Source organism: Comamonas sp. MYb69 (assembly GCF_037479315.1).
GTDB lineage: Bacteria > Pseudomonadota > Gammaproteobacteria > Burkholderiales > Burkholderiaceae_C > Comamonas.
This window is the reverse complement of sequence record NZ_JBBGZG010000009.1, coordinates 25,690-50,865: the sequence shown is the minus strand read 5'-3', so window position 1 is coordinate 50,865 and position 25,176 is coordinate 25,690. Positions and strand designations below refer to the sequence as shown.

At 62.8% G+C, this 25,176-nt stretch carries 24 protein-coding genes; 23 read left to right on the top strand and 1 reads right to left on the bottom strand.

Annotation, left to right across the window (positions count from 1 at the left end; all coding sequences use genetic code 11):
- Positions 1-39 precede the first annotated feature (39 nt).
- From WH303_RS13795 to WH303_RS13690, 22 genes are all read left to right on the top strand, one after another.
- Positions 40-621: a midcut-by-XrtH protein gene (locus WH303_RS13795; RefSeq protein WP_339519171.1), complete on the top strand. Its 582-nt coding sequence runs from the start codon at positions 40-42 to the stop codon at positions 619-621.
- 9 nt (positions 622-630) lie between these two features.
- The gene (locus WH303_RS13790) at positions 631-1,443 is read left to right on the top strand and encodes a sterol desaturase family protein (protein WP_339519169.1); all 813 of its coding nucleotides are present in this window, start codon (positions 631-633) and stop codon (positions 1,441-1,443) included.
- A gap of 12 nt (positions 1,444-1,455) precedes the next feature.
- Positions 1,456-2,082, top strand: a complete 627-nt coding sequence (locus WH303_RS13785; protein WP_339519168.1) for an HAD hydrolase-like protein — start codon at positions 1,456-1,458, stop codon at positions 2,080-2,082.
- Positions 2,083-2,160: 78 nt separating this feature from the next.
- On the top strand, positions 2,161-3,429 hold the full coding sequence (locus WH303_RS13780) for a hypothetical protein (RefSeq protein ID WP_339519167.1): 1,269 nt from the start codon (positions 2,161-2,163) through the stop codon (positions 3,427-3,429).
- Positions 3,426-3,929, top strand: coding sequence for a GNAT family N-acetyltransferase (locus WH303_RS13775; RefSeq protein ID WP_339519165.1), 504 nt, complete (start codon positions 3,426-3,428; stop codon positions 3,927-3,929). Before WH303_RS13780 ends, WH303_RS13775 begins: the two co-directional genes overlap by 4 nt.
- Positions 3,930-3,933: 4 nt before the next feature.
- Positions 3,934-4,848 (top strand): LysR family transcriptional regulator, encoded by a 915-nt coding sequence (locus WH303_RS13770; RefSeq protein WP_339519163.1) that lies wholly within the window; start codon positions 3,934-3,936, stop codon positions 4,846-4,848.
- A 478-nt stretch (positions 4,849-5,326) separates the two neighbouring features.
- Positions 5,327-7,327, top strand: coding sequence for a conjugal transfer protein TraG (locus WH303_RS13765; protein WP_339519162.1), 2,001 nt, complete (start codon positions 5,327-5,329; stop codon positions 7,325-7,327).
- Complete coding sequence (locus WH303_RS13760) at positions 7,324-7,770, top strand: CopG family transcriptional regulator (protein WP_339519160.1); 447 nt, start codon at positions 7,324-7,326, stop codon at positions 7,768-7,770. Before WH303_RS13765 ends, WH303_RS13760 begins: the two co-directional genes overlap by 4 nt.
- Positions 7,767-8,792 carry a P-type conjugative transfer ATPase TrbB gene (gene trbB, locus WH303_RS13755; RefSeq protein ID WP_339519159.1) on the top strand — a complete coding sequence of 342 codons (1,026 nt, stop codon included), beginning with the start codon at positions 7,767-7,769 and terminating at the stop codon, positions 8,790-8,792. The genes WH303_RS13760 and trbB overlap by 4 nt, the downstream gene beginning before the upstream one ends.
- Complete coding sequence (locus WH303_RS13750) at positions 8,789-9,154, top strand: TrbC/VirB2 family protein (RefSeq protein ID WP_339519157.1); 366 nt, start codon at positions 8,789-8,791, stop codon at positions 9,152-9,154. Before trbB ends, WH303_RS13750 begins: the two co-directional genes overlap by 4 nt.
- Positions 9,151-9,423, top strand: a complete 273-nt coding sequence (locus WH303_RS13745) for a VirB3 family type IV secretion system protein (RefSeq protein WP_339519155.1) — start codon at positions 9,151-9,153, stop codon at positions 9,421-9,423. The genes WH303_RS13750 and WH303_RS13745 overlap by 4 nt, the downstream gene beginning before the upstream one ends.
- A gap of 12 nt (positions 9,424-9,435) precedes the next feature.
- Positions 9,436-11,874: a conjugal transfer protein TrbE gene (gene trbE / locus WH303_RS13740; RefSeq protein ID WP_339519153.1), complete on the top strand. Its 2,439-nt coding sequence runs from the start codon at positions 9,436-9,438 to the stop codon at positions 11,872-11,874.
- The gene (gene trbJ / locus WH303_RS13735) at positions 11,871-12,614 is read left to right on the top strand and encodes a P-type conjugative transfer protein TrbJ (RefSeq protein ID WP_339519152.1); all 744 of its coding nucleotides are present in this window, start codon (positions 11,871-11,873) and stop codon (positions 12,612-12,614) included. The genes trbE and trbJ overlap by 4 nt, the downstream gene beginning before the upstream one ends.
- 7 nt (positions 12,615-12,621) lie before the next feature.
- Positions 12,622-12,885: an entry exclusion lipoprotein TrbK gene (locus WH303_RS13730; RefSeq protein WP_339519150.1), complete on the top strand. Its 264-nt coding sequence runs from the start codon at positions 12,622-12,624 to the stop codon at positions 12,883-12,885.
- Positions 12,882-14,234: a P-type conjugative transfer protein TrbL gene (gene trbL / locus WH303_RS13725; RefSeq protein WP_339519148.1), complete on the top strand. Its 1,353-nt coding sequence runs from the start codon at positions 12,882-12,884 to the stop codon at positions 14,232-14,234. The genes WH303_RS13730 and trbL overlap by 4 nt, the downstream gene beginning before the upstream one ends.
- 33 nt (positions 14,235-14,267) lie before the next feature.
- Positions 14,268-14,972: a conjugal transfer protein TrbF gene (trbF, locus tag WH303_RS13720; RefSeq protein ID WP_339519147.1), complete on the top strand. Its 705-nt coding sequence runs from the start codon at positions 14,268-14,270 to the stop codon at positions 14,970-14,972.
- Positions 14,969-15,964, top strand: coding sequence for a P-type conjugative transfer protein TrbG (trbG, locus tag WH303_RS13715; RefSeq protein ID WP_339519145.1), 996 nt, complete (start codon positions 14,969-14,971; stop codon positions 15,962-15,964). Before trbF ends, trbG begins: the two co-directional genes overlap by 4 nt.
- A gap of 2 nt (positions 15,965-15,966) precedes the next feature.
- Positions 15,967-17,208, top strand: a complete 1,242-nt coding sequence (locus WH303_RS13710) for a TrbI/VirB10 family protein (RefSeq protein WP_339519144.1) — start codon at positions 15,967-15,969, stop codon at positions 17,206-17,208.
- Positions 17,205-17,450, top strand: a complete 246-nt coding sequence (locus tag WH303_RS13705; RefSeq protein ID WP_339519142.1) for a DUF2274 domain-containing protein — start codon at positions 17,205-17,207, stop codon at positions 17,448-17,450. The genes WH303_RS13710 and WH303_RS13705 overlap by 4 nt, the downstream gene beginning before the upstream one ends.
- Positions 17,451-17,832: 382 nt before the next feature.
- A complete protein-coding gene (locus WH303_RS13700) occupies positions 17,833-19,530 on the top strand; it encodes an alkaline phosphatase D family protein (RefSeq protein ID WP_445228287.1) in 1,698 nt (565 codons plus the stop codon).
- A gap of 126 nt (positions 19,531-19,656) precedes the next feature.
- Positions 19,657-21,582 carry a gamma-glutamyltransferase family protein gene (locus WH303_RS13695; protein WP_339519141.1) on the top strand — a complete coding sequence of 642 codons (1,926 nt, stop codon included), beginning with the start codon at positions 19,657-19,659 and terminating at the stop codon, positions 21,580-21,582.
- Positions 21,583-21,823: 241 nt separating this feature from the next.
- Positions 21,824-23,203 carry a YdgA family protein gene (locus WH303_RS13690; RefSeq protein WP_339519139.1) on the top strand — a complete coding sequence of 460 codons (1,380 nt, stop codon included), beginning with the start codon at positions 21,824-21,826 and terminating at the stop codon, positions 23,201-23,203.
- Between the two features lie 121 nt (positions 23,204-23,324).
- Here the strand turns inward: WH303_RS13690 and WH303_RS13685 are convergent, their stop codons facing one another.
- Complete coding sequence (locus WH303_RS13685) at positions 23,325-23,882, bottom strand: DUF2242 domain-containing protein (RefSeq protein WP_312986736.1); 558 nt, start codon at positions 23,880-23,882, stop codon at positions 23,325-23,327.
- A 382-nt stretch (positions 23,883-24,264) separates the two neighbouring features.
- Here WH303_RS13685 and WH303_RS13680 point away from each other — a divergent pair, with 382 nt between their 5' ends.
- A complete protein-coding gene (locus WH303_RS13680) occupies positions 24,265-25,137 on the top strand; it encodes a peptidoglycan DD-metalloendopeptidase family protein (protein ID WP_339519352.1) in 873 nt (290 codons plus the stop codon).
- Positions 25,138-25,176 lie beyond the last annotated feature (39 nt).

Below are 25,176 nucleotides of genomic sequence, written 5' to 3'. Positions count from 1 at the left end.
AACTATGTGTTGCTATCTCGTATTCAGAAAATGAATAATATGAAAACAAAACATCAATATATTGCGGCGCGCATATTCGGCGTGTTGTGTCTGCTGGGGTTGCCTTACGTGGCATCTGCAGGTGTGGTCGTAGCGGAGATCACATATAGCCCAGATATCGTTTCTGGTGGAGGGACAGGTGGCGTCCCAAGCACTGAAGTGCAAGGAGTACCTACCCTATCGGAATGGGGGCTGGTTGCCATGGCATTACTGGTGGCAGTAATGGCCTATCGGGCGCTGCGTAGCAGTTTGCCAAGACACCCGCTGGCCGTGGTGTTTCTTGCAGGAGCTTTGGGAATATCCATGTTCGGCAATACCGAGTTGATGCTCAAGGCGATGGCAGCAACGGTCGATAGTTTTCTTTCAGAGCCAGAAGGCTATGAATTGCGTCTCGGCAATGAGCTTGGTGAGCGTCGTTTGATCAACACCTCTGGTGTGCCTCAGCAAATCAAAAAGATGGAGAGCCGCAACTCATACTTAATCATAGGCTCCGAACAAAGTCCTCAGTGCACAGTTGGAAGAGTGCTACAAAATAACGATGCCTGTTACCTGAAGATTGTGTTTTCCGGCCTGCCCGGTTGAGCATGAATAATGCGTGAATTTCTCCAACAGCACAGTCGCGACTGGTATCCACTGTGCCTGCTCGGCGGTCTGGTGGTTGCCTGTGTCCTCGAATCCTTCCTACCGCAGCTAAATCAGCGTCCAACACGTCAAGCACTTGGACGCTGGATTAACAATTTGCTACTGGCAGGTATCACGCAATCTCTGCTGTTGGCTCTTGCGCCACTGATGTACTTCGGCATAGCGCAACCACTAGGTTTGCTCCACCCAGGCTGGTTGCAGCGGTATGACACTCATCCGCTAATGGGAGTTGTCGTTCTGCTTCTAGTGCTGGAGTGCGTGACATACTGGCTGCATCGCGCCTGCCACTCCATACCGCTGCTGTGGCGCCTACATGCGGTACATCACGCAGATACTGAGGTGGATTTCAGCACCGCGCATCGCCATCATCCGGGCGAGGCACTAGTGTCGACGCTCGTCACGTTTCCCATATTGCTGGCACTGGGTCCAACGTTGGAAATGGTGGTGCTTTACCACGCAGCCTATGGCTTGATAAGCGCATTCAGCCATGCCAATTTGCGCCTGAACACCAATGTCGAGGTGTTACTTCGCCGAGTGGTGGTAACACCAGCATTCCATCGCGTACACCACAGTGCAAACCGCACCATGACTGATACCAACTTTGGCACGCTGACACCATGGTTCGATCATTTGTTTGGCACGACATGTATTCAGGATCCACCCGCTGATGTAGGGCTTACATATGCACGAAGTGATCGAAATCAGCGTATTGATCGTTTGCTGACACTGCCATTTCAACAAGATTTTTACAAAAAGAAATGAATTGCGGATAATATGAAGTATAGATTTGTTATTTTTGATTTCGATGGGGTTATCGCGGATTCCTACCCATTTTTTCTAGAGATTTTCTCGGAATTGGCGAAGTTGCATAATTTCAAAAATATCCCTGAAGAAATGATTCCCGAATGCAGAAAAAAATCTGCAAGGGAGATGATGAAGATTGTAGGCCTCCCATCTTGGAAGCTGCCATTTGTTGCCAAAGATTTTATAAAATACATGCAGAGAGATGTGAATAAAATAAATCCATTTCTTGGCATTGAAGATGTTTTTGAAACATTAAATCGAAGCGGTATTGTTTTGTCAATAGTCTCTTCAAATTCAATGCCAAATATAAAAAAAATAATTGGCGATAAAGGATTTGGGAAATTGAATTCCGTGGAATGCGGCGTTTCTATTTTTGGCAAAGCCGCTCGATTGAAAAAAGCGATGAAAAGCTCTGGATTTAAGCCCAGTGAATCGATATACATCGGCGATCAACTGGAAGATTTGCACGCTGCTCGTAAAGCCGGATGCGCGTTTGGCGTTGTCGCTTGGGGCTATGGTGTGACGGAGTCGTTCAAGAAGTACACGCCAGAAGAAGAGTTCGATAGCGTTGCTGCTATCAAAAGGCTGGTTTATTAAATGCGATGCCCTTTCATACTTTGTCTGGCTATATTGCTCTGTAGCTGTGGCGGCGGCGAAAGCGGCGCGTCACTGAATATGATCGATGCTCGAATGGTGCAAGCCGAAGCGGCCATTCGGGCTGATACCTGTTTTGTGCAGTCGGCAGATCCATCGGCCTGCAACTGGCGCAGCGAAATCTACAGTCCTTCTGATTTCGCTATGCGCCCGAATAGTGGCGAGGCAATCTTAGTGGTGGATATCTTGCCCGAGCTGCCCACACGTGCTTTACGTTACAAAAACCGTATTGCAGCCTATTACCGTCCAGTAGCAGAGCGAGGCCTCGAACATGCCAGCTCACAGTGGCAAGTGCCCGAAATACTGTGGGAGGTTTTGAATGAATTCGCTGGGCCGGATCATGTACCAGCTCAGCGGCTGGAGAGATTGTTCCCAGCCATCGAATCGGCGTACGGCCACCTAGCCGCACCACTGGCCGACGCTGCGCACGGCAGCGATGTGTTCGCCCTGCTGGCCGACGCGAACCCCGCGCAGCCCTTGGTGCTGGTAGATACGGTGGATTTGTTTCGCATTGCGCCTCAAGCCTATTGCGATACAACGGGCTCCGCTGCTTCAGATGAGCGCCTAGCGCAAGCTGCGCAACATGTCGCCGCACAACTGAATCACATCATGCTTGAGCACAACGTGCACTTCGTCAACTTTAGTGCAGGACATAGTCTGTCTGTTGTGACCGATGGCTGGGCCGGCGCCTGTGGAACAGCGGTGCCCTCTCAATCGGTGTTGCATGCGAAGTTACGTGCTTACACGCCTATCTACCAAGCTTTGTTCAGTACACCCGGTGTGCTGGCTGCGCAAGCGGCTATCGACGGAACAGACTCGCGCAGCCATCCGTACGACCAAGCGGGAGCTCCATTTGGCAACCGCTTGCGGGCGGGATTTTTCACGAAATTAGAGTCGGGTTTGGATGACCGTGGGCGAGGTGCCGGTAAGGAAATGGGTGACTGGCCCTCGCAAGGACACGCCGACATTTTCCTGAATACTGGCGTACTCCCCTTCCGTCCATTTGAGTTCAACGCTACACCGCTGCTGCGGCTTGGTCGCTATGGCATCGGACTGGAGCCTATCACCCGATCGACAACCTCATGGGTCACACCGCTGGCTCTGTCTTACTTAATTCACATCCGTCATGCGCAGTTCAGCGGCGAAGCCATGAATGATTCGTTGATCAAGAAAATTTTCGATGTTGCGACGCCACAGCAATGTCCCACGCTGCCGAATGGGCAGTGCATCTACCAAGACCCGCTGTTACATGGGCAAGTAGAAGCCGTACGGCTGGGGTACTGGCCATGACCGGCCGCTATGTCATACGCGAACATCAAGCCGCCGATTTGCAAGCGCTGCGGAAGTTGTTTGTGGAAGCTCGCAATGTAGCCTTCCCTTGGGCACCTGCCGGTCGCCATCAAGAGAGTGACTTTGACGTTGTCACGGCGGGAGAGCGGGTTCTAGTGGCTTTTCCACGTTATGCCAAAGCAGATGAAGTGCCACTGGGATTCGCTTCCGTCTGGGAGCCTGATGGTTTCTTGCACAACCTGTTTGTGCACCCCTCCGTCCAACAACAGGGTGTCGGCAGCGCGCTGCTGGCCGCCTGTACCCCGTATTTCGGGCATCACACGCCCACCCTCAAGTGTCTTCGGGTCAACGAGGGCGCCACGCGGTTCTATCGGGCCAGGGGCTGGCGGGTTCAATCCGAGGGTGATGGAGCGGACGGGACTTTTCTGCTAATGAGCAAGATCGCTGCAACACCGGGCTCATCCTCAATTGAAAGACCGAACTCAGAGAGGAGAAAGTGACGCTATGGAGTTTCGCCATCTTCGATGCTTTTTAGCGGTTGCCGAGGAACTTCATTTCCGCCGTGCAGCTGAAAAGCTGCACATGGACTCTTCCCCTCTTTCACGTGCCATCAAGGAGTTGGAGGGGGAGTTGGGTGCACAACTCTTCAGCCGCACCTCTCGAAGTATCAAGTTGAGCCATGAGGGCGAAGTATTTCTAGAACGGGTTCCGCGCATCTTTGCTGCGCTGGAGCAGGCACGGGAGGGCGTCAAGTCCGCCGCCAGAGGCTTTCATGGGCAACTACGGATCGCACTGTCCGATGGGGTTACACCGTCGCGATTGCCTGCACTGCTTGCACGTAGCCGCGAAGAAGACCCCGAAGTGGAGATCCGCATATTTGAGGTTCCACTGACTCAACAGATTCAGGGACTTCATGATGACCTGTACGACGCAGGTCTTTCAATGGCCGACGAGGTAGGCGACGGCATTCTCGCCATTCCTGCGTGGGAAGACGAACTGATGGTGGCATTGCATGCGCGCCACGCTCTGTTGGAATATCGGAATGTTCCTCTGGAAAAAGTGCTGCAGCAATGGCTGGTATTAGGTGATCCTGCATTCTGCAAGGGGCATACTCGCCAAGTAGATCGCCTCCTGCAAAAGCGGGATGAGGAGTTGAGGGTTCTCCAGCGCGTTGCGACGTTCGATGTCATGATGGCTCTGGTGGCTTCGGGTGTTGCCGTTGGTTTGGCTGGCGCAGCGCACATCGCCTTCAGCCGAGAAATGGGCATAGTTGGTCGGCAGTTGGCAGGTACCCCACCCATGCTGATGACCTATCTGCTACGCCGAGATACGGAGCCATCCCCGATGTTGGCGCGATTCATCGAACGGATCGCAACCATCGACGCTGGCCGGGACGGTAATGTCGCTGATGGCTCATAAATTCGAGCATGGAAAGAACTGCGGCCGTGAATAAAGCCATGATTCCCCTCATCGGCATCGCCTTGACGGCCTGAAGCATGTCAAAGCCCACAGACACTGTGGATTCACTGGCGCAAATCCGGAGCGCCGCAAAGAAATACGCAGTTTGTGTACGGAGGACTGCGCCAAGGTCAATGACGATATTTGCGTTGCTGCTCCTCAGACGGCCAAGCGGCGCTTCTATGGCCAACGGCCGGAGCAAAAGGTCTAGTAGCCCGACGCAAAGTACTGCACGGTCGCATTCCTGCGACACATTGCGCACTGTTACCTCGCTACGCCGCAGCGCCTCATAGCCTGCGGCGTTTTTCTTGTCCTTTCCCTAGCAAGAAACATTGCTTTTTCAGCAATGAACGCCGCAGTTTTGGCTGTTGACCCCTTTTCCCCAAGGCACTGATCCTGATGCCTGTGGCACGTTGTTGTGCCGTGAACGGGGGGTGGAATGCAGGGGACGAACGTGCTGTTCGGTCAGATCGCCGTTGTATTCGGCATCGTGATCGCCGGAGTGTGGGGCGCCACGCAATGGACAGCAGCGGCCTTGGGCTACCAGCTACGCCTGGGCTCGCCGTGGTTCGATTTCCTGGGCACGCCGGTCTACCACCCCTGGCGGCTGTTCGAGTGGTGGTTCTTCTTCGACGCCTACGCACCGCGCGTTTTCGACATTGGCGGGGCGATTGCGGGCGGCAGCGGTCTCGTGGCCGTGGTGGTCGCCATCGGCATGTCGATCTGGCGCTCGCGGCAGTCGAAGCTGGTCACCACCTATGGCACGGCGAGGTGGGCCAATGCGGAGGACATCCACAAGGCGGGCCTGTCGAGTCCGGCAGGCATCTTCCTCGGGCAGCATCACGGCCAGTACCTGCGGCATGAAGGCCCGGAACACGTCCTGACCTTCGCACCCACGCGCTCGGGCAAGGGCGTGGGCATGGTGGTGCCCACCTTGCTGTCCTGGCCTGCGTCCGCCGTGATCCATGACATCAAGGGTGAAAATTGGCAGATCACCGCGGGCTGGCGCTCGCGCTTCTCGCACTGTCTGCTGTTCAACCCGACCGATGCGAAGTCGGCAGCCTACAACCCGCTGCTGGAGGTGCGGCGCGGCGCGCATGAGGTACGCGACGTGCAGAACATCGCGGACATCCTGGTTGATCCCGAAGGCGCGCTGGAGAAGCGCAACCACTGGGAGAAGACTTCGCACGCGCTGCTGGTCGGGGCCATTTTGCATGTGCTCTACGCGGGCGAGGACAAGACGCTGCGCGGGGTCGCCAACTTCCTCAGCGACCCGGCGTGCCCATTCGGGCTGACCTTGCATCGGATGATGACCACGCCGCACCTGGACGATGGCCCCCATCCAGTGGTTGCATCGGCGGCACGCGAGGTTTTGAACAAAAGCGACAACGAACGCTCAGGCGTGCTGTCCACGGCCATGTCGTTCCTCGGCCTGTACCGTGACCCCACGGTGGCGGAAGTTACGTCGCGCTGCGACTGGCGTATCGCCGACCTGATTGCGGCAGAGCACCCGGTGTCGCTGTACCTGGTGGTGCCGCCTTCGGACATCAGCCGCACCAAGCCGCTGATCCGTCTGATCCTGAACCAGATCGGCCGGCGTCTCACCGAATCGCTCGATGGCTCCGATGGCATTGAGCGCCGCCACAAGCTGCTGCTGATGCTCGATGAGTTCCCGGCGCTCGGGCGCCTGGACTTCTTCGAGACGGCGCTGGCCTTCATGGCGGGCTACGGCATCCGCAGCTTCCTCATCGCGCAGTCGCTCAACCAGATCGACAAGGCGTATGGGCAGAACCACTCGATCCTGGACAACTGCCATGTGCGCGTGACGTTCGCCACCAACGACGAACGCACCGCCAAGCGCATTTCCGAGACGCTGGGCACAGCGACTGAGCTGCGCGCGCAGCGCAACTATGCGGGCCACCGGCTCGCGCCATGGCTGGGGCACCTGATGGTGTCACGCCAGGAGACGGCCCGCCCGCTGCTGACGCCGGGCGAAGTCATGCAGCTTCCGCCGGACGAGGCGGTGGTGATGGTCTCCAGCGTGGCGCCGATCAGGGCCAAGAAACTGCGCTACTACGCGGACGCCAATTTCAGGGGGCGCGTTTTGCCTACGCCCGCACTGTCGGATACCGGCTACGCCGATACGCCACCCGCGCGGCCTGACGACTGGAGCGGGCTGGCGATTCCGGCCGTGCCAGCCGTTCCTGCGGTTGATGCCACCGCAGGCTTTGGAGCCTCAACCGATGGCGGGGGCCCGCGCCGCCAACCCGAGCTGTCCGAAGTCAGTGAATACCACCCCGACCTGGAGCCATCGGCCAGCGACCTTGCGCTGCTCGATGACGACGACGTGCCGCTTCCCCTCCCTCGCCAGCTTGATCCAGCCCTGCAGCGCACGGCCCGGCTGGCATCCCTCGACCCTGACGATGGAATCGACCTATGAGCCAGCACCGCCTGAACCTCTTTATCCAGCCGGAGCACGCCAAGCGGCTCGATGAACTGGCCGCCACCAAGGGCGTGTCCAAGTCCAGCATCGTCGCGGCTGCATTGGCGTCCTGGCTGTCACCAGACGCAGGAGATAAACGCGAAGCAGCGATTGCCAAGCGGCTGGATCGCCTGTCGCGGCAGGCCGAGCGCCTGGAGCGTGACCAGAACATCCAGATCGAGACGCTGGCGCTATTCATCCGCTACTTCCTCACGGTGAGCACGCCGGTGCCCGAGGCCCATCAGGAGGCTGCACGCGCCCAGGGCAAGGCGCGCTTCGAGCAGTTCGTGGATCAGCTCAGCCGCCACCTGCTGCGCGGGCGCAGCCTGGTGCGCGACGTAGTGGAAGAGCTGCACCCAGACCCCACGCGCCTCGACGAAGCGCAGGAGCGTGCCGTATGAGCGCCGTTCCTTCTTCCTTTTCCGCCACGTCGCTGGATCGTCGCATCCAAATGCTGCGCACGGCGATGGGGCCGCTGATCGCCGCCGCGCTCGAAGACCCGGATGTGGTGGAAATCATGCTCAACCCCGATCGTACCCTGTGGGTGGATCGGCTGTCGTCGGGCGGTGCGCCGATGGGCGTGGAGATGCCCGAGGCCGATGGCGAACGAATCATCCGCCTGGTCGCGGCCCATGTCGGCGCGGAAGTGCATCGCGGGCGCCCGTTGTTGTCCGCCGAGCTGCCCGAGACAGGCGAGCGCTTCGAGGGCATATTGCCGCCCGCAGCGCCGGGGCCGGCCTTCGCGCTGCGCAAGCGCGCCGTGGGCGTGATCCCGCTGGCGCGGTATGTCGCCGAGGGAATGATGACTGCCGCCCAGGCGGGCTTTCTGGTGCGGGCCGTACGCGAGCGCCTGAACATCCTGATCGCGGGCTCCACGAGCAGCGGCAAGACCACGCTAGCCAATGCGCTGCTGGCCGAGATCGCCGCCACGGGCGACCGCGTGCTGGTGCTCGAAGACACGGTGGAGCTGCAATGCGCGGCCCGCGACCACGTTCCGCTGCGCACACGGGCCGGGGTGGTGTCGATGCAGGAACTGGTGCGCTCGATCATGCGCCTGCGGCCGGATCGTGTGGTCGTCGGCGAAGTGCGCGGCGCCGAGGCGCTGGATCTCATCAAGGTGTGGGGCACGGGCCATCCGGGCGGCATCGCCACGATCCATGCAGGTTCCGCGCTGGGCGCGCTGCTGCGCCTGGAGCAACTGATTCTCGAAGTGGCGGTAAACCCGCCCCGTGCGCTGATCGCTGAGGCGGTCAACGTGGTGATCCACATCGCTGGACGCGGGCGCAAGCGCCGCATCGAGAGCATCACCCGCGTCGTCGGCCTTGACGGCGCGGGCTACCACCTGACGGACGCGATGGAACTCTCGTTCCCTGAGCTGCCGCCGCTTTTCCTGTCCCCTGACCAACCTGGAGAACTGCCATGACGCAGATGATCGTTCCTGCTTTCCGCTTTTCTGTAAACCCGCTTTCTAGTCTGGCCCGCCCAGCGGGGCAAGGACTTTTGCTGGCAGCGCTGATGCTGCTGCTCGCCGGTGCGGCGCAAGCTGCTGGCTCCAGCATGCCGTGGGAGGGCCCGCTGCAGGCCATCCTCGAATCCGTGCAGGGGCCGGTAGCGCGGATCATCGCCGTCATCATCATCATTGCCACGGGCCTGGCGCTGGCTTTCGGCGATACCTCGGGCGGGTTCCGCAAGCTGATCCAGATCGTGTTCGGCTTGTCCATCGCGTTCGCGGCTTCGAGCTTCTTCCTCTCCTTCTTCAGCTTCTCCGGCGGGGCGGTCGTATGAACGGCCCGCACGATGGAATGCCTGGCTTCGAGGTGCCGCTGCACCGCTCGCTCACGGAGCCGATCCTGATGGGCGGCGCTCCGCGCACGGTAGCGATTGCCAACGGGACGCTGGCCGCTGCCGTGGGCTTGGGCCTGCAACTGTGGATTCCGGGCGTGGTGCTCTGGATCGCCGGCCATGCGCTGGCAGTCTGGGGCGCCCGCGTCGATCCGCAGTTCATGCAGGTCTTCGCGCGCCACATCAAGCACAAGCCGCTGCTGGACGTATAGGGGGACGCCGCCATGCTGAACCTTGCCGAATACCGCCGGCGGCCCGCACTGCTGGCCGACTGGCTTCCCTGGGCCGGACTGGTGGCGCCGGGCGTCGTCTTGAACAAGGATGGTAGTTTCCAGCGCACGGCGCAGTTTCGGGGGCCTGACCTCGACAGCGCTACGCAAAGCGAGCTGATCGCCACGTCGGCACGCTTGAACAACGCGCTGCGCCGCCTGGGCTCGGGCTGGGCCTTGTTCATTGAGGCCAACCGGACGGAGGCCGAGAACTATCCGCACTCGCAATTCCCAGAGCCCTTGTCCTGGTTGGTCGATGAAGAACGCCGCGCCGCCTTCGAGGACTCGGGTCACCACTTCGAGAGCAGCTACCACCTGTCCTTGGTGTACCTGCCGCCCGAGGAATCGCGCGCCCGTGCCGCTGGGATGCTGTACGAGAACCGGCCCACCGAGGGTGTGGACTGGCGCGAGCGTCTGACGGCCTTCGTGGCGGAAACCGATCGCGTCTTCGACCTGCTTGATGGCGTGATGCCGGAGATCGCTTGGCTGGACGATTCGCAGACGCTGACCTACTTGCACACGACTATCTCCACACGGCGCTACCGCGTGGGCGTGCCCGAGGTGCCTTTCCATCTCGACGCGCTGCTGGCGGATTCCGCCCTCACTGGTGGACTGGCGCCGATGCTGGGCGACAAGCACCTGCGCGTGGCGACGGTGAGGGGCTTTCCGACGGCCACCTGGCCGGGAATTCTGGACGACCTCAACCGCCTCGGTTTTGCGTACCGCTGGTCAACCCGGTTCCTCTGCCTCGACAAAGCCGAAGCGGAAAAGGAACTCTCCCGCCTGCGCCGCCAGTGGTTTGCCAAGCGCAAGAACGTCATCGCATTGCTACGCGAAATCATCTTCCAGCAGGAAACCCCGCTGGTCGATACCGATGCGAGCAACAAATCGGCCGATGCGGACGCAGCGCTGCAGGAGATGGGCAGCGACCAGGTGGCCTTTGGCTTTGTCACCACCACGGTGACGGTGCTCGATGCCGACCCAGCAAAGGCGGATGAAAAGCTGCGCATGGTGGAGCGGGTGATTCAAGGGCGCGGGTTCGTGACCATTCCCGAGACCCTCAACGCCGTGGACGCCTGGCTGTCGTCGATTCCGGGCCACGCCTACGCGAACGTACGCCAGCCCATCATCTCAACATTGAACTTGGCACACATGATGCCGGTATCCGCCGTATGGGCAGGTCCTGAGCGCAATAGCCACCTCGACGGCCCGCCGCTGATCGTGACCCGCACGGATGGCGCGACGCCGTTCCGGCTGGTGACGCACATCGGCGACGTGGGCCATACGCTGGTGGCCGGCCCCACGGGCATGGGCAAGTCGGTCTTGCTCGCCACTTTGGCAATGCAGTTTCGCCGCTACCCCGGCTCGCGCATCTTGGCGTTCGACATGGGCCGCTCGATGCGCGCCACGATCCTGGGCCTTGGCGGCGAGCACTATGACCTGGGCACGGATGGCGAAATCGCCTTCCAGCCCTTGGCACGCATCGACCGCGAGGGCTACCGCACCTGGGCCGCCGAATGGATCGAGGGCCGCTTGCGGCATGAGGGCGTGGCCGTTGGCCCGGACGAGAAAGCAGCCATCTGGTCGGCGCTGGGAAGTCTCGCCGGTGCGCCGGTGGAGCAGCGCACGATGACGGGCCTGTCGGTGCTGCTGCAATCCAATGCGCTGCGCCAGGCGCTCGCGCCCTATGTGCTGGGAGGTGCCCACGGCAAGCTGCTGGACGCCGACCATGACCGCCTCGGCATAGCCGACGTGCAGTGCTTCGAGATGGAAGAGCTGATGCACAGCAAGGCCGCCGTCATGGCCGTACTGCATTACCTCTTTGCGCGTTTCGATGAACGCTTTGACGGGGCGCCCACGCTGCTGATCCTCGATGAGGCGTGGCTGTTTCTCGATGACCCGGTGTTTGCCGCGCGCATCCGCCAGTGGCTCAAGACGCTGCGCAAGAAGAACGTGAGCGTCATCTTCGCCACGCAGAGCCTGGCCGACATCAAGGATTCGAGCATCGCGCCCGCGATCATCGAAAGCTGTGCGAGCCGTATTTTCCTGCCCAATCCCCAGGCGACCGAGCCGCAGATCCGCACGATCTACGAGGGTTTCGGCCTGAACTCGCGCCAGATCGAGATCGTCGCCTTTGCGCAGCCCAAACGCGACTACTACTACCAGTCGCGCCTTGGGAACCGGCTGTTCGATCTCGACCTGGGGCCGGCAACGCTGGCCTTCACCGGTGCTTCCTCGCCACAGGACCAGCGCGACATGGACGCGCTGCTTGCGTCAGCTTCCTCTGCTTCCACCCCGTTCGCCGCCGCGTGGCTGCGCCACCGCAGCCTCGATTGGGCGGCTGAGCTGCTGCCTTCGTTCCCGTCCCCGCAACTCCAGGAGAAATCACTATGAAAACCCGCATCCTTCCCGCTGCAATGGCCGCCGTACTGTCGCTCTCGCTACTGACTCCTGCCCCCGCCATGGCCTGGCGCATCGTGTTTGACCCGTCCAACTTCGTGCAAAACACGCTGACAGCCATCCGCACGCTGGAGCAGGTCCACAACCAGATCCGCCAGCTCCAGAACGAGGCACAGATGCTTATCAACCAAGCGCGCAATCTGGCGAGCCTGCCGTTCAACGTGGTCAGCCGCCTGCGCAGCAATCTGGCCCTGACCCAGCGGCTGATCGAGCAGGCCAACGGTATGGCCTACGACGTGGCGAACATGGACAAGATGTTCAAGCAGCTCTACCCGCAGGAGTACGCCGCCACGGTGAGCGGCGACCAGATGTACCAAGACGCGCAAGCGCGTTGGAAAAACACACTGAGTGGCTTGCAGACCGCGATGCAGATGCAGGCCCAGGCATCGCAGAACCTGAATGACGATGAAGGCGTGCTGGCCGATCTGGTCAGCCAAAGCCAGTCTGCAGTAGGCGCCTTGCAGGCCATGCAATCGACCAACCAGCTTCTGGCCTTGCAGGCCAAGCAGTCCATCCAGGCGCAGCGGCTTCAGCTCACGCAAGACCGGGCCGCCTCGCTGGAGCTGGCGCGCCAGGCGGCCGCCGCCGAGCGCGCACGAGAGGTGCGGCGGCGCTTCATGGGAAACGGCACGCCCTACACGCCTTATGCGGTCGATTTCTACAACCACCAGTGAGGCCACCATGCGCAGCAATCTCTTGTTCGTAGCCGGTGCCTTCGCACTGATGTTGGTCGCTTGCGGCAAGCCGGCGCCTATGGAGTCGGCCGAGTCGCTGGCCGAGAACCCCGAGCGCCTGAAGGCGCTGAAAGCCGAGTGCCGCGTGGATCGCGCGCGGGTCGGTGAAGCGCAGTGCATGGCAGTGGCCGATGCCATGCGCAAGCGCTTCATGCGCCCGATGCCTTCGCCATATGCGAATGATCCCGTCCAGCCGAGGAGCGCGCCATGAACGATATTTCCGTCATCGACCGCTTCCTCGACACGTTCTCGCGCTACATCGACTCAGGGTTTGGACTGTTGCAGGGCGAGGTGGCCTTCCTCACCGCCACGCTGATCGTCATCGATATGACGTTGGCGGGCCTGTTCTGGGCGATGGGCCATGCCAGCGGCCAGGGTGAGGACGTGATCGCCAAGCTGCTGCGCAAGGTGCTGTATGTGGGGGCCTTTGCCTACATCATCGGCAACTTCAATAACCTGGCGGGCATCGTGTTTCGCTCCTTCGCCGGGCTGGGCCTGACGGCCTCCGGGTCGAGCCTGAGCCAGGCGCAACTGCTGCAGCCCGGACGGCTGGCACAGGTGGGCATCGAAGCCGGGCGGCCGATCATGGAGCAGATCAGCCGGATGGCGGGCTTTCCCGAGGTGTTCGTCCACCTGGACACCATCGTGGTGCTGCTCCTGGCCTGGTTCATCGTCCTCCTGTGCTTCTTCGTGTTGGCGGTGCAGCTTTTCGTGACGTTGATCGAGTTCAAGCTGACCACGCTCGCGGGCTTCGTTCTGGTGCCGTTTGCTTTGTGGAACAAGACAGCATTCCTGGCCGAGAAGGTGTTGGGCAATGTAGTGTCCTCGGGCATCAAGGTGCTAGTGCTGGCAGTGATCGTTGGCATCGGTACGGGTTTGTTCGCCGAGTTCAATCTGCCGGCGGGGGCCGAGCCATCCATCGACCATGCGCTGGTCATCATGCTGGCCTCGCTCGCCATGCTCGCTTTGGGCATCTTCGGTCCCGGCATCGCCACGGGGCTGGTGTCCGGTGCGCCGCAATTGGGCGCAGGCGCGATGGCAGGGGCAGCTGTCGGCGCAGCAGGTGCCGCTGTCACCGTGGGCGCTGCAGCAGCGGGCGCCGGCAGCGCCGTCGCCGCCGGTGCACGCCTGGTGCCCGGCGCAGCCCGTTCCGTCGCCTCGGCGGCAGGTAGTGCGAAGTCGGCGTTCGACGCCGGCTCCGCCGCGGCGGGCGGCGGCTTCAAGGGGGCAGCGGCAGGCGTGGGCAACGTCGCCAGAACTGGCGCGCAGGCGGCCGGACAGAAGGCGGCCGACGGTGCGCGCTCGATGAAGGAGCGTGTGGCGGGGGCTTTCCGAGAAGGCGGCCCAGGTGCTGCTGCCTCCGGCCATGCGGCCTCCGGTGTATCCGAGACAGCCGAAAGCGGCGCAGCTGCAGCCGCCCAACCCCAGGAGCAACCGGCCTGGGCCAAGCGGATGCACCGCAAGCAGCAACTTACCCATGCCGCGACCACTGTCGCCCACACGATGCGCGGAGGAGACGGCGGCGGCTCCAGCCAGGGGCCGAGCCTGCGGGACGACTGACGGCCCTCGATCCCCAATCTCAAGGAGAACCCCATGCGATTCAAAAGACCCCAGGTGCGCTACGCCGACACACCGCAGCCCACCACTCCGTACCAAGCCGCAGGCCAGGTGTGGGACGAGCGCATCGGCTCGCCGCGTGTGCAGGCGAAGAACTGGCGCTTGATGGCATTCGGCTGCCTCGCGCTCGCGCTGCTGATGGCTGGTGGCCTGGTCTGGCGTTCTGCGCAGTCCATCGTCACGCCTTACGTCATCGAGGTGGACCAGTCGGGCCAGGTGCGTGCCGTGGGCGAAGCCGCCACGCCATACCAGCCCAGCGATGCTCAGGTGGCCTACCACCTGAGCCGCTTCATCGGGCTGGTGCGCGGCCTGTCCATCGACCCCATCGTGGTGCGGCAGAACTGGCTCGATGCCTATGACTACACCACCGACAAGGGTGCCGTGGTGCTCAACGAGTACGCCCGCACCAATGACCTGTTCGCGCGCATCGGCAAGGAGTCGGTGACGGTGCAGGTGTCCAGCGTGACCCGCGCCAGCGACTCATCTTTCAACGTGCGCTGGACGGAAACGCGCTTTGTGAACGGGGCACTGGATCGCACCGAGCGCTGGAACGCGGTGATCTCCACGGTGCTGCAAACCCCGCGCACCGAGCAGCGCGTGCGCAAGAACCCCTTGGGCATCTACGTCAACGGTCTGTCTTGGAGCCGCGAACTGGAAAGAAACGAAGGAGCCAAACCATGAATGCACATTTCCGTAAATCCGCATTGCCAGTGATCTTGCTGGCATCAACGATCCTGTTTGCGGGCTGTGCCACGCAAGGCACGCCGCCGCCATCCATCACGCTCGATGAGCCGGTGCAGGCTCAGGCGCTGCCTGAGGCGCCGAAACCAGTGGAAGTCGTGACTGTGCCCGAGCCGCTCGCGCTGCCCGGTCAGATGAAGCCGCTGGCCGGTGACGCCAAGGCCACACCGGAATCGCCCGACGAGAAATTGCGCGTGACCCGTGCCAATGCCGAGGCGCGTATCGCACCCACACGCGAAGGGTATGTGAACGCCATCCAGGTCTGGCCCTTCACCGATGGTGCGCTGTACCAGGTCTATGCGGCCGTGGGCCGCGTGACTGTGGTTGCCTTGCAGCCCGGGGAGGAACTGGTGACGGTGGCTGCCGGCGACACGGTGCGCTGGATCGTGGGCGACACATCCAGCGGCAGCGGCGATGCACTGCGGGTCAATGTGATGGTCAAGCCGATCCGCTCAGGGCTCAAGACCAATCTCGTCATCACGACCAGCCGCAGGACGTATTTGCTGGAGCTGACCTCGACCGAGAAGACATGGATGGCGTCTGTCTCATGGGAGTACCCGAAGGACAAAATGCTGGCTTTGCAGCGCCAGGCGCAGGCGGCCAGCGCCGCCGCACCCGTGGAGTCTGGCTTGTCGCTGGAGAAGATCCGTTTCCGCTACGCCATCAGCGGCAGCAATCCGCCCTGGAAGCCGGTGCGCGCCTTCGATGACGGGCAGAAGGTCTACATCCAGTTTCCGCCGGGCATCGCGCAAGGCGAGTTGCCGCCGCTGTTTGTGATCGGTGCCCAGGGGGATGGACAACTGGTGAACTACCGTTTCCGCTCGCCGTACTACATCGTGGATCGCTTGTTCGGAGCGGCCGAACTGCGCCTGGGTGGAGCCAAGAGCGATGTGGTGCGGATTGAGCGCACCGATGGCGTGAGGGGGAAATGACCATGCACGACGATGATTCCCCTGATCTTGCCCCGCCTGCTGTGGACAAGGTGGCACCGGAGGCAGTGGCGCTGCGTGCCCAGCCGCGCATGGTCACGCGCCTGAACCGGCGCACGCTGGCCATCTTCACCGGCGGCTTGTCGATTGCCGTGCTTGGGGCCACGATCTGGTCACTGCAGCCGCAACGACGTGGCGCGGGAGAGCAGAACGAGCTGTACAACGTGGATCGCGTGTCGAAGTCCGAAGGGCTGGATGGGCTGCCGTCCGACTACTCCAAGCTGCCGAAGGCACCCGAGCTGGGGCCGCCGCTGCCGGGCGACCTGGGGCCGGCCATTGTCGCGGCGCAGCAGCCCACCTACATGCCGCCGGGCCATGATCCCGAGGATGCCTTGCGCAAGGAATCTGAGGCGGCGGCGGCTTCGTCGGTATTCTTCCGCTCGGGCCAGCAGGGCAAGGCGCCAGCCGCCGCGCAAGCGGTGGCGGCAGGCCCTGCATCCGCCATGGCGGGCTTTGACCCGATGGCAGCCGGGCCTGCCTCGACGGCGGCCCAGCCTGCCGACCAAAACCGCCAAGACCAGAAAGAGGCTTTCCTCAAAAGCGGCTCCAAGGAAACCCGTAATTCCGGGAATCTTCAGCTGCCGGCTTCGCCGTATCAGGTGATGGCCGGGACGGTAATCTCGGCAGCACTGGTCACGGGCATCAAATCCGACCTGCTGGGCGACGTGATCGCCACGGTGACGGAGCCGGTCTACGACACGGCCACCGGGCGCTTCCTGTTGATCCCGCAGGGCTCGCGCATCCTCGGGCGCTACAACAGCCAGGTGAGCTTCGGGCAGAGCCGCGTGCAGATGGTGTGGAGCCGCATCATCCTGCCGGACACGTCCTCACTGACGCTTGACAACCTGGTTGGCACCGACCCGGCCGGCTATGCCGGGCTGGAGGATGACGTGGATCGACACTGGGGCCGTATCCTGGCGGGCGCGGCGTTGACCACCTTGCTGGGCGTCGGGGCCGAACTGGCCGCGCCCGAGAACCGGCAGGACGGTAACCGCGTCGTGATCGCCGGGCGCGACAGCGCGCAAGACAGCATCAATCAGGTGGGCCAGGAGCTGACTCGGCGCAATCTGAATGTCCAGCCGACACTTACGGCGCGGCCGGGGTTGCCGGTGCGGATCGTCGCCAACCGCGACCTCGTGCTCCGCCCGTACCAGCCTTTGTTCCTTCAGCGTGGAGGAATGCAATGAGCACGACGAAAAAACTCCGCCTGGGGCCGCTGCCCCGGCTGGAGTCCACAAAGCTGACCTTCGTGTGCCCGGCCAGCCTGAAAGCCGACCTCGACCGTTACGCCAAGCTGCACGCGCAGGCATATGGCGAAGCGGTGGATGCCGCAACGCTGATCCCGCACATGCTGGAGGCGTTCATGGCCGGGGATCGAGGATTCAGGCGGGGCGATAAGGCCCAGGCCTCCGGCTCTAAGCCAGGATGACGATGCACCGCCCCACATGGACTCAAAAAGAAAGCGCGGTCAGGCCGCGCTTTCTTTTGGGTGTGCCACATGGGCTACTCAGCTCGTCAAGCCAGCTTTCGGTGAATCGCTGCGTTCGACGCAGCGCGACCTCGTTTTCTCTCTCGTCGCTCTTATGTGGCTCCTAGCCCACAGTGCTGCAACCTCATCAAGTGGTGCGAAAGAGAGCTAACTTGCTGTTCTATTTGAGGTTTCAAACCTTTCCGGGTGCCTGCAAAAAACTTGACATCGGACATTTTTTATGCCCTGCCATGGCCCACGTTGCCCGCTGTCGCAGAGGTAGCTGTGCGGCACACTGCGGATCTGCACCAGCGCTATGCTGGGCGATCCACCCCGTCGCACCATGCCGCAACACCCCCTACCCGGCCCCCTGGACCAAGACCTGCTTCAAAATCTGAACCAGGATCTGGCCCAAACGCTGGCCCAGCACCCCAACCGGCGCCAATGGCTGCAAGGTCTGGGCGCGCTGGGCCTGGCTGCCCAGCTGCCGGCCATCGCGCAGGCAGGCAGCGATGCGCCGCTGGCCATGGCCCCCTGGCCGGTCTCGGAGCAGCTGTTTGGCCTGGGCGTGGCCAGTGGCGAGCCCGATGCCAGCAGCGTGGTGCTGTGGACGCGGCTGCTGCCCAGCGCCAGCGCGCCCTTGCTGCGTCCAGTGGCCGTGCACTGGGAGCTAGCCCAGGATGCGCAGTTCCGCCAGATCCTGCGCCAGGGCGAGGCCCTGGCCAGCCCGGACGGCGGCCACAGCGTGCATGTGCTGGCCCAGGGGCTGGAGGCCGACCGCTGGTACTACTACCGCTTTCACTGCCAGGGCCAGACCAGCGCCACAGGCCGCACCCGCACCGCGCCAGCCGCTGGTGCGGCGGTGGCCCGGTTGCGCCTGGTCTATGCCTCCTGCCAGCGCTGGGAGCATGGCTACTACGCCGCCTGGCGCCATGCGCGCGAGGACGATCCCGACCTGGTCGTCTTTCTGGGCGACTACATCTACGAATACGCCTCTCCCGCATCCGCTGCCAAGCAACAGCGCAGCCAGCTCGCGCGCCTGCAGCCGCTCTCCCATGCCGTCAGCCTGCAGGACTACCGCGACCGCTATGCGCTGCACAAGAGCGACCCGGACCTGCAGGCCATGCATGCGCACTGCCCCTGGCTGGTGACCTGGGACGACCATGAGGTTGAAGACAACTATGTCGGCGACGATGGCGTGGGCCAGGTCCAGGCCTTTGTCGCCAAGCGCATGGCCGCCTACCAGGCGTTTTACGAGAACATGCCGCTGCGCGCCTCAGTCGCCTGCAAACAGGGTGGCCTGGCCCTGCCCCCGGTCCACACGCCGCTCTACCGCCAACAAAGCTGGGGCGCCTTGGCCGCGATGTGGGTGCTGGATGCACGCCAGTACCGCGATGCCCAGGCCTGCCGCGCAGTCACCGAAAAAAGCCCGGCCTCCGTCAAGGGGGCAGACTGCCCCGACCTGGCGCGCAACAGCCGCAGCTTTCTGGGCTGGAGCCAGGAGCGCTGGCTGGCAGCGCAGCTGGCAGGCAACAGCGCGGCTATGCCCGGGAGCCGGCGCTGGAGCATCATCTGCCAGCAAACGCTGTTTGCGCCTCGCCACTTTCCCAACGGCCGCACCAGCGCCGATACCTGGAATGGCTACCCCGCCGCCCGCCAGCGGCTGCTGCGCGCTATGGAGCAAGCGCAGGTGCGCAACACCGTGCTGCTGGGCGGCGACATCCACCAGAACTATGTCTGCCGCATCCAGGATCAGGAGAGCGCTACTCCAGAACGCGTGCTGGCCAGCGAATTCTGTGGCACCTCGATCAGCTCGCACTCGGGCACCACCCAGGCCCGGGTCGATGCCATCGTGGCCCGCAACCCCCATGTCTTGCTGGCCCGCTGCGATGAACGCGGCTATGGGCTGTGCGATATCACCCCCAAGCTTTGGACCACCCAGCTGCGCGTGGTCAACCAGCCGCAGTATGCGGACAGTGCCGCCCACACCTTGGCCCGCTTTGTGGTGGAGGACCAGGTGGCGGGGCCGCAATGGGCTTGATCCTGGCTGCGATCCCTTAATCCGAGCGCCCAACATTCTGCAACGCCCTTGCGGCGCTGTCCGCTACGCCTGTCGCGGCAAAGCGGTTAGCATGCCAGACATTGCCGCCACAACAAGGAGATCGCCATGCCACGACTGTCCCCGGGGTCCCGCACCCGCCGCCCGCATCTGCCGCCTTCCCGCGCCACGGCCAGCCGCTGGTCGCTGTCTCTGGCAACAGTGGCCACGGCAGCCTTGCTGGCCGCCTGCAGCAGCCAGCCCCAGCTGCAGTACCAGCCCCCGGCTGCGTCTGACCAGCCCGAAGGCAGCTCCGGCTGGACCGACAAGCCCGGCTGGGCCACCGAGCAATACGCGGTTGCCGCTGCCAACCCCTTGGCCACCGATGCCGGCTACCAGGTGCTGCAAGCAGGCGGCTCGGCCATCGATGCGGCCATTGCCGTGCAACTGGTGCTGGGCTTGGTCGAGCCGCAATCGAGCGGCATCGGTGGTGGCGCCTTTTTGCTGCATGCCCAAGGCAGCCAGGTCGAGGCCTATGACGGCCGCGAGGTGGCGCCGATGGCCGCTGACGAGAACCTGTTCATGCGTGACGGCAAGCCCATGGCCTTCCATGATGCGGTGGTGGGCGGCCGCTCGGTAGGCGTGCCCGGCGCCATCCGCATGCTGGAGATGGCGCACAAGGAACACGGCAAACTGCCCTGGGCCAGCTTGTTCGAGCCGGCCATTCGCCTGGCCACCGATGGCTTCAAGGTCAGTGCGCGTCTGAACGCCCTGACTGCCCAGGAGAAATTTCTGGGCCAGGATCCGGTTGCCAGCGGCTACTTTCTCGATTCCAACGGCAAGCCCTGGCCCGTAGGCCATCTGCTGAAGAACCCCGAATACGCCGCCGTGCTGCAGGGCATCGCCCAGCACGGCTCCAAGGCGCTGCTGGAAGGCCCGGTGGCCGAGGCCATGGTGCGCAAGGTGCAAGGCCATGCCAGCAACCCCGGCAAGCTCAGCATGGCCGACTTGGCGGCCTACCAGCCGGTCAAGCGCCAGGCACTGTGCAGCGATTACTCGCCCAGCGCTGCGGGTGCTCCTGCCAGCCAACCGGCGTCGACCCGCAGCTACCGGCTGTGCGGCTTTCCGCCACCCAGCTCGGGCGGCATTGCGGTGGCGCAGATCCTGGGCATCCTGGCCAACACGCCAGCGGGGCAAATGGGCCTGGGCGCCGATGGCCTGCCCAGCGCCGACTGGCTGCACCTCTATGCCGAGGCCTCGCGCCTGGCCTTTGCCGACCGCAACCAGTATGTGGCCGACCCGGCCTTTGTCGGCGCGCCGGCAGGGGATTGGTCGAGCATGCTTAGGCCCGATTACCTGGCCCAGCGCGCCCGCCTGATTGGCGCGCGCAGCCTGCAGCAAGCCCAACCCGGGCGGCCAGGCAGCGTGCAGATGGCTTACGCCAGCCAGCCCTACCAGCAGGAATACGGCACCAGCCATATCAGCATCGTGGACCGCTACGGCAATGCGATTGCGATGACCACAACGATCGAAGACCAGTTCGGTTCGCGCCAGATGGTCAACACCGGTCGCGGTCTGGCTGGCGGCTTCCTGCTGAACAACGAGCTGACCGATTTCAGCCTGGCGCCGCGCGATGCGCAGGGCCAGCCCATCGCCAACCGGGTCGAGCCCGGCAAGCGCCCGCGCTCGTCGATGGCGCCTACCCTGGTGTTCGACAAGGCCACCGACCGCCTGGTGATCAGCGCCGGCAGCCCCGGCGGCGCCTGGATCATCCACTACACCACCAAGACCTTGTACGGCATGCTCAACTGGGGCCTGATGCCGCAGCAGGCCATCAACCTGCCCAACTTTGGCAGCCTCAACGGCCCCACCGTGCTGGAGGAAAAGCGGTTCCCCGCCGCCACCGTGCAAGCCTTGCAGGCCCGTGGCGCCGAGGTGAAAGAGCAAAACCTGACCAGCGGCCTGCAGGCGATCTCACGCGGCGAGGCGCATGGTAAATCCTGGTGGTTTGGCGGTGCCGATCCGCGCCGCGAAGGCATTGTCATGGGCCAGTAAGCGCCCCCGCTGCTTGCCAACCCACAGGCCGCTTGCGGCCCGTTTTTTATCTGCCTGCCATGTACAGAGACTGTCCGCAGCCAACCCTAAAAAGCCTGCTACACCTGGTCACATAGCGCCTGGGCACCGCATTGCTGATTTTGCAGCCCGCCCTCTACAATGCGGGCTCCACGCAAGGCGCGGCACCCAAGCACACCACAAGCTGCGTCCATACGGTTTCAAACCACAGAGGGGAAAACACATGAAAAAACTAGGCATCGGCATTGCCGCAGCCGTGGCCGTGCTGGCCGCAGGCGGCGCCACCACAGGCTACCTGGTAGGCAACAACATCGAGCAAGGTTTTGCGACCGCCGCCAAGGAGTGGAGCAAGCCGCCGCTGCTGGTGCAGGTGCAGGACTACCAGAAGGGCATTTTCTCGTCGACCGCGCAAACGCTGTGGACGGTGGACACCGGTGAAGAAAAGCTGCAGTTCACCGCCCAGCACGCCATCAGCCACGGCCCGCTGCCGATTGCGCACCTGGCAGAAATCGTCTCCACCTTTGCGATCAACCCCGATGCACCGCCCGAGTGGGTGGTGGCCTTCAAGGACAAGGCGCCTCTGGTCTGGAAGAGCAAGGTGGGCTGGTCCAAGAGCACCCAGAACGAGGTGACATCGCCGGCGTTCAATGGCGAATTTGGCGCGGACAAGCTCGCCTTTGGCGGCTTTAAGTCGGACTTCGAGATGTCTTCCGATTTCAGCCGCATCAAGGGCGATGCATCGATGCCCAGCCTGCTGGTGCAAAGCAAGCCCGGTGAAGAAGACGACGGCCAGGCCTCCGAGATGCTGATGAGTGGCAACACCATGCGCTTTGACATGCGCCAGCCCACGGGCCAGGAGTTCATGGTGGGCAGCATCGAGTGGGCGCTTGCCAGCCTCAAGGTCAGCCCCAAAAACGGTGACAGCCCCGCTGAACTCGCCGACCTGAAAATGGTGGCCGACACCCAGCTGCAAGGGGAGGTGGTCAACACCACGATCAACGCGTCGATCAAATCCTTTGTGCAAAAGGACCACAAGATCGACGACATGGTGATGGACCTGGGCCTGCACAACCTCGATGCCGGCTGGCTCAACCAGTTCACCAAGGAGTCGCAAAAGATCCAGGGCGATCCGCAGGCCATGCAGATGCTGCTGATGCAGGGCATGCAGCAGCTGCTGGCGCGCAAGCCCGAGCTGGCAGTCAAGCGCATCAGCTGGCGCACCGCCGAAGGCACGGCCGAGGTGGCGGCATCGCTGGCCTACCAGGGCGATGCTGGCAAGCCGCTCAACCCGATGATGGACTTCAAGGCGCTGCTGCGCCTGGACATGCCCAAGCCCGTGCTGCAGTCGCTCTACGCCAGCAAGGTGCGCGAAGCCTATCTGCTGGAGAACGAAGGCGCGGACGACATCGATGCCAAGCAGATCGACAGCGCCGTGCAGCAGGATGTGGATGCGCGCCTGGCGGGCCTCGTGCAAGCGGGCCTGCTGGTGGACAACAAGGACCGCGTGGCCAGCGAGCTGCAATGGACTGACGGCAAGCTGCAGGCCAATGGCAAGCCGCTGGACCAGAACGGGATGATGGGTCTGCTGTCCGCGATGCCCTAAGTTGCAAGAGCCTGCGTGGTCAGTCTACTGGCCACGGGCAAAAAACAAGCCCGTCATCTTCACGATGGCGGGCTTTTCTGTTGCGGCTTGGGCGACCTGGTGACCAGGCCGCTGCGCCGTATTACTCGACGAATTCTTCGTCGCCGGTCAGGCTTTGCTGGCGCAGTTCATCGTCCTGGCGCAGGTAGGATTTGATCAGGTCAAAGAAGCTGTCGTAGAAGGTGGCCGAGCTCACCGTCTCGCTGCCCACCTTGACCATGGAATCATTGCCGGCAGAAAACGGCAGCGACAGTGAACCCAGCGCGCCCACACCAACACTGGCCGAGTTGCTGCTCTTCTTGAGGTTGTAGGTGTCCTTGAGTGCAGAGACAAAGCCCAGGGTCACCTTGCCGTCCTTGCTGTCGGCAGCGCAGACGACGCGGATGGTGATGATCTGGTGGTTGTCCGTCGCTGGCTGGAAGCTCTTTTGGCCTTCGACCTCTTTGCCCTTGGAGACATTGATCAGATAGCCCTGGCTCAGCAGCGCGCGGCGTGCGGCCTCGCAAGCGCGCTCCGGCGGCGCATCAAACAGGCGTGAATAGGTGGCAGACGATCCAAAGGTCTCATGGGCCACAACGTTGTAGCGGTGGCTGTCGGCCTCGCGGTCCAGGCTGCCGCAACCCGATACAGACAGCGCCAAGGCTGCCACCAAGGACCAACCCGCCCATGAGCGATGCGGTGCGCAGCGGGTGGATGCAGCCAGTAAAAATAGATCTGAATGCTTGCCCAACATGAACGAAACGAACTCCCGAAACAACATGATGACCTGGATGACAGAGATGCAGGCCCAGCCGCACCACTGTAATGGATATGGCCGGCGCAGCATGTCAGCCAACGCCTGTATAGCACGCCCGGCGCGTGGGGCAAAGAGGCATGCTACCAGCCGCATTCCCCAGCACCAGCAGCGCTGCACTGGTTTACCAAATTTTGCATATTATGCGCGGCATTTACCCAGGATGGAAAAGCACAACGCGCTATGCTTTTAAAAGCACATTCAACCTCCCTGCCCAACCCCCATGTCCATGCCAGACCCTGCCAGCCGTACCGACTCCCCAGGCCTGCAGCGCCGCCTTTTGCTGCAGGCCGGCAGCGGCCTTTTGCTGCTGCCCTGGCTGCACGGCGCGCAGGCGGCGGCCACCGATGGCTGGCCTGCTGACGCGCGCGTTCCCGGTGGCGTAGCGCGCCTGTCGCTGGGCCCGGCGGCCGAGCGGCCCCAGGCCTTTGCAGGCGATATACCGCTGCTGGTGATGGGCGACGCCATCGAATGGACGGCGCTGGTCGGCATACCGCTGTCGGCCCCCACCGGCGCCGCAGAGATCCGGCTGCAAACGGCCAGTGGCCCACGCAGCATCGCCTACACGGTGCTTGACAAGAAATACAGCGAGCAGCGCCTCAAGGTCGCCCCCAAGACGGTCGATCTGTCTGCCGCCGACAATGCCCGCTATGAACGCGAACGTGACCATCAACAAACGGTGATGGCCACTTTCAGCACACCGCTGCCCGCGCAGATGCAGCTGCCCGTGCCGGTGCCCGGCCGGCGCTCGAGCTCCTTCGGGCTGCGCCGCGTCTTCAATGGCCAGTCACGCAATCCGCACAGCGGCATGGACATCGCAGCCCCCACCGGCACGCCGGTCAAGGCACCGGCCGATGGCAAGATCATCGATGTGGGTGACTACTTCTTCAACGGCCACACCATCTGGATGGACCATGGTGGCGGCTTTCTGACGATGTACTGCCACCTGAGCGCGACCCAGGTGACGGTAGGCCAGAGCGTGCGCGCTGGCGAAGTGATCGGCAAGGTCGGCGCCACCGGACGGGTCACGGGCCCGCATCTGCATTGGGGCGTGATGCTCAACCGCAGCATGGTTGACCCTGCCCTCTTCCTCAGCGCCTGATAGCGCGCCTGTGGTTATCCCAGATATCTGTGGGTCAGC

What these genes read in the sequence shown, in the direction of transcription:
- trbE (WP_339519153.1), top strand. Translation starts at nt 9,436, where the DNA reads ATGCTGAACCTTGCCGAATACCGCCGGCGGCCCGCACTGCTGGCCGAC.
- WH303_RS13785 (WP_339519168.1), top strand. Translation starts at nt 1,456, where the DNA reads ATGAAGTATAGATTTGTTATTTTTGATTTCGATGGGGTTATCGCGGAT.
- WH303_RS13730 (WP_339519150.1), top strand. Translation starts at nt 12,622, where the DNA reads ATGCGCAGCAATCTCTTGTTCGTAGCCGGTGCCTTCGCACTGATGTTG.
- WH303_RS13780 (WP_339519167.1), top strand. Translation starts at nt 2,161, where the DNA reads ATGATCGATGCTCGAATGGTGCAAGCCGAAGCGGCCATTCGGGCTGAT.
- WH303_RS13760 (WP_339519160.1), top strand. Translation starts at nt 7,324, where the DNA reads ATGAGCCAGCACCGCCTGAACCTCTTTATCCAGCCGGAGCACGCCAAG.
- WH303_RS13695 (WP_339519141.1), top strand. Translation starts at nt 19,657, where the DNA reads ATGCCACGACTGTCCCCGGGGTCCCGCACCCGCCGCCCGCATCTGCCG.
- WH303_RS13765 (WP_339519162.1), top strand. Translation starts at nt 5,327, where the DNA reads ATGCAGGGGACGAACGTGCTGTTCGGTCAGATCGCCGTTGTATTCGGC.
- trbG (WP_339519145.1), top strand. Translation starts at nt 14,969, where the DNA reads ATGAATGCACATTTCCGTAAATCCGCATTGCCAGTGATCTTGCTGGCA.
- trbL (WP_339519148.1), top strand. Translation starts at nt 12,882, where the DNA reads ATGAACGATATTTCCGTCATCGACCGCTTCCTCGACACGTTCTCGCGC.
- WH303_RS13745 (WP_339519155.1), top strand. Translation starts at nt 9,151, where the DNA reads ATGAACGGCCCGCACGATGGAATGCCTGGCTTCGAGGTGCCGCTGCAC.
- WH303_RS13705 (WP_339519142.1), top strand. Translation starts at nt 17,205, where the DNA reads ATGAGCACGACGAAAAAACTCCGCCTGGGGCCGCTGCCCCGGCTGGAG.
- trbF (WP_339519147.1), top strand. Translation starts at nt 14,268, where the DNA reads ATGCGATTCAAAAGACCCCAGGTGCGCTACGCCGACACACCGCAGCCC.
- WH303_RS13700 (WP_445228287.1), top strand. Translation starts at nt 17,833, where the DNA reads ATGCCGCAACACCCCCTACCCGGCCCCCTGGACCAAGACCTGCTTCAA.
- WH303_RS13710 (WP_339519144.1), top strand. Translation starts at nt 15,967, where the DNA reads ATGCACGACGATGATTCCCCTGATCTTGCCCCGCCTGCTGTGGACAAG.
- WH303_RS13680 (WP_339519352.1), top strand. Translation starts at nt 24,265, where the DNA reads ATGCCAGACCCTGCCAGCCGTACCGACTCCCCAGGCCTGCAGCGCCGC.
- WH303_RS13775 (WP_339519165.1), top strand. Translation starts at nt 3,426, where the DNA reads ATGACCGGCCGCTATGTCATACGCGAACATCAAGCCGCCGATTTGCAA.
- WH303_RS13770 (WP_339519163.1), top strand. Translation starts at nt 3,934, where the DNA reads ATGGAGTTTCGCCATCTTCGATGCTTTTTAGCGGTTGCCGAGGAACTT.
- WH303_RS13690 (WP_339519139.1), top strand. Translation starts at nt 21,824, where the DNA reads ATGAAAAAACTAGGCATCGGCATTGCCGCAGCCGTGGCCGTGCTGGCC.
- trbJ (WP_339519152.1), top strand. Translation starts at nt 11,871, where the DNA reads ATGAAAACCCGCATCCTTCCCGCTGCAATGGCCGCCGTACTGTCGCTC.
- trbB (WP_339519159.1), top strand. Translation starts at nt 7,767, where the DNA reads ATGAGCGCCGTTCCTTCTTCCTTTTCCGCCACGTCGCTGGATCGTCGC.
- WH303_RS13750 (WP_339519157.1), top strand. Translation starts at nt 8,789, where the DNA reads ATGACGCAGATGATCGTTCCTGCTTTCCGCTTTTCTGTAAACCCGCTT.
- WH303_RS13790 (WP_339519169.1), top strand. Translation starts at nt 631, where the DNA reads ATGCGTGAATTTCTCCAACAGCACAGTCGCGACTGGTATCCACTGTGC.
- WH303_RS13795 (WP_339519171.1), top strand. Translation starts at nt 40, where the DNA reads ATGAAAACAAAACATCAATATATTGCGGCGCGCATATTCGGCGTGTTG.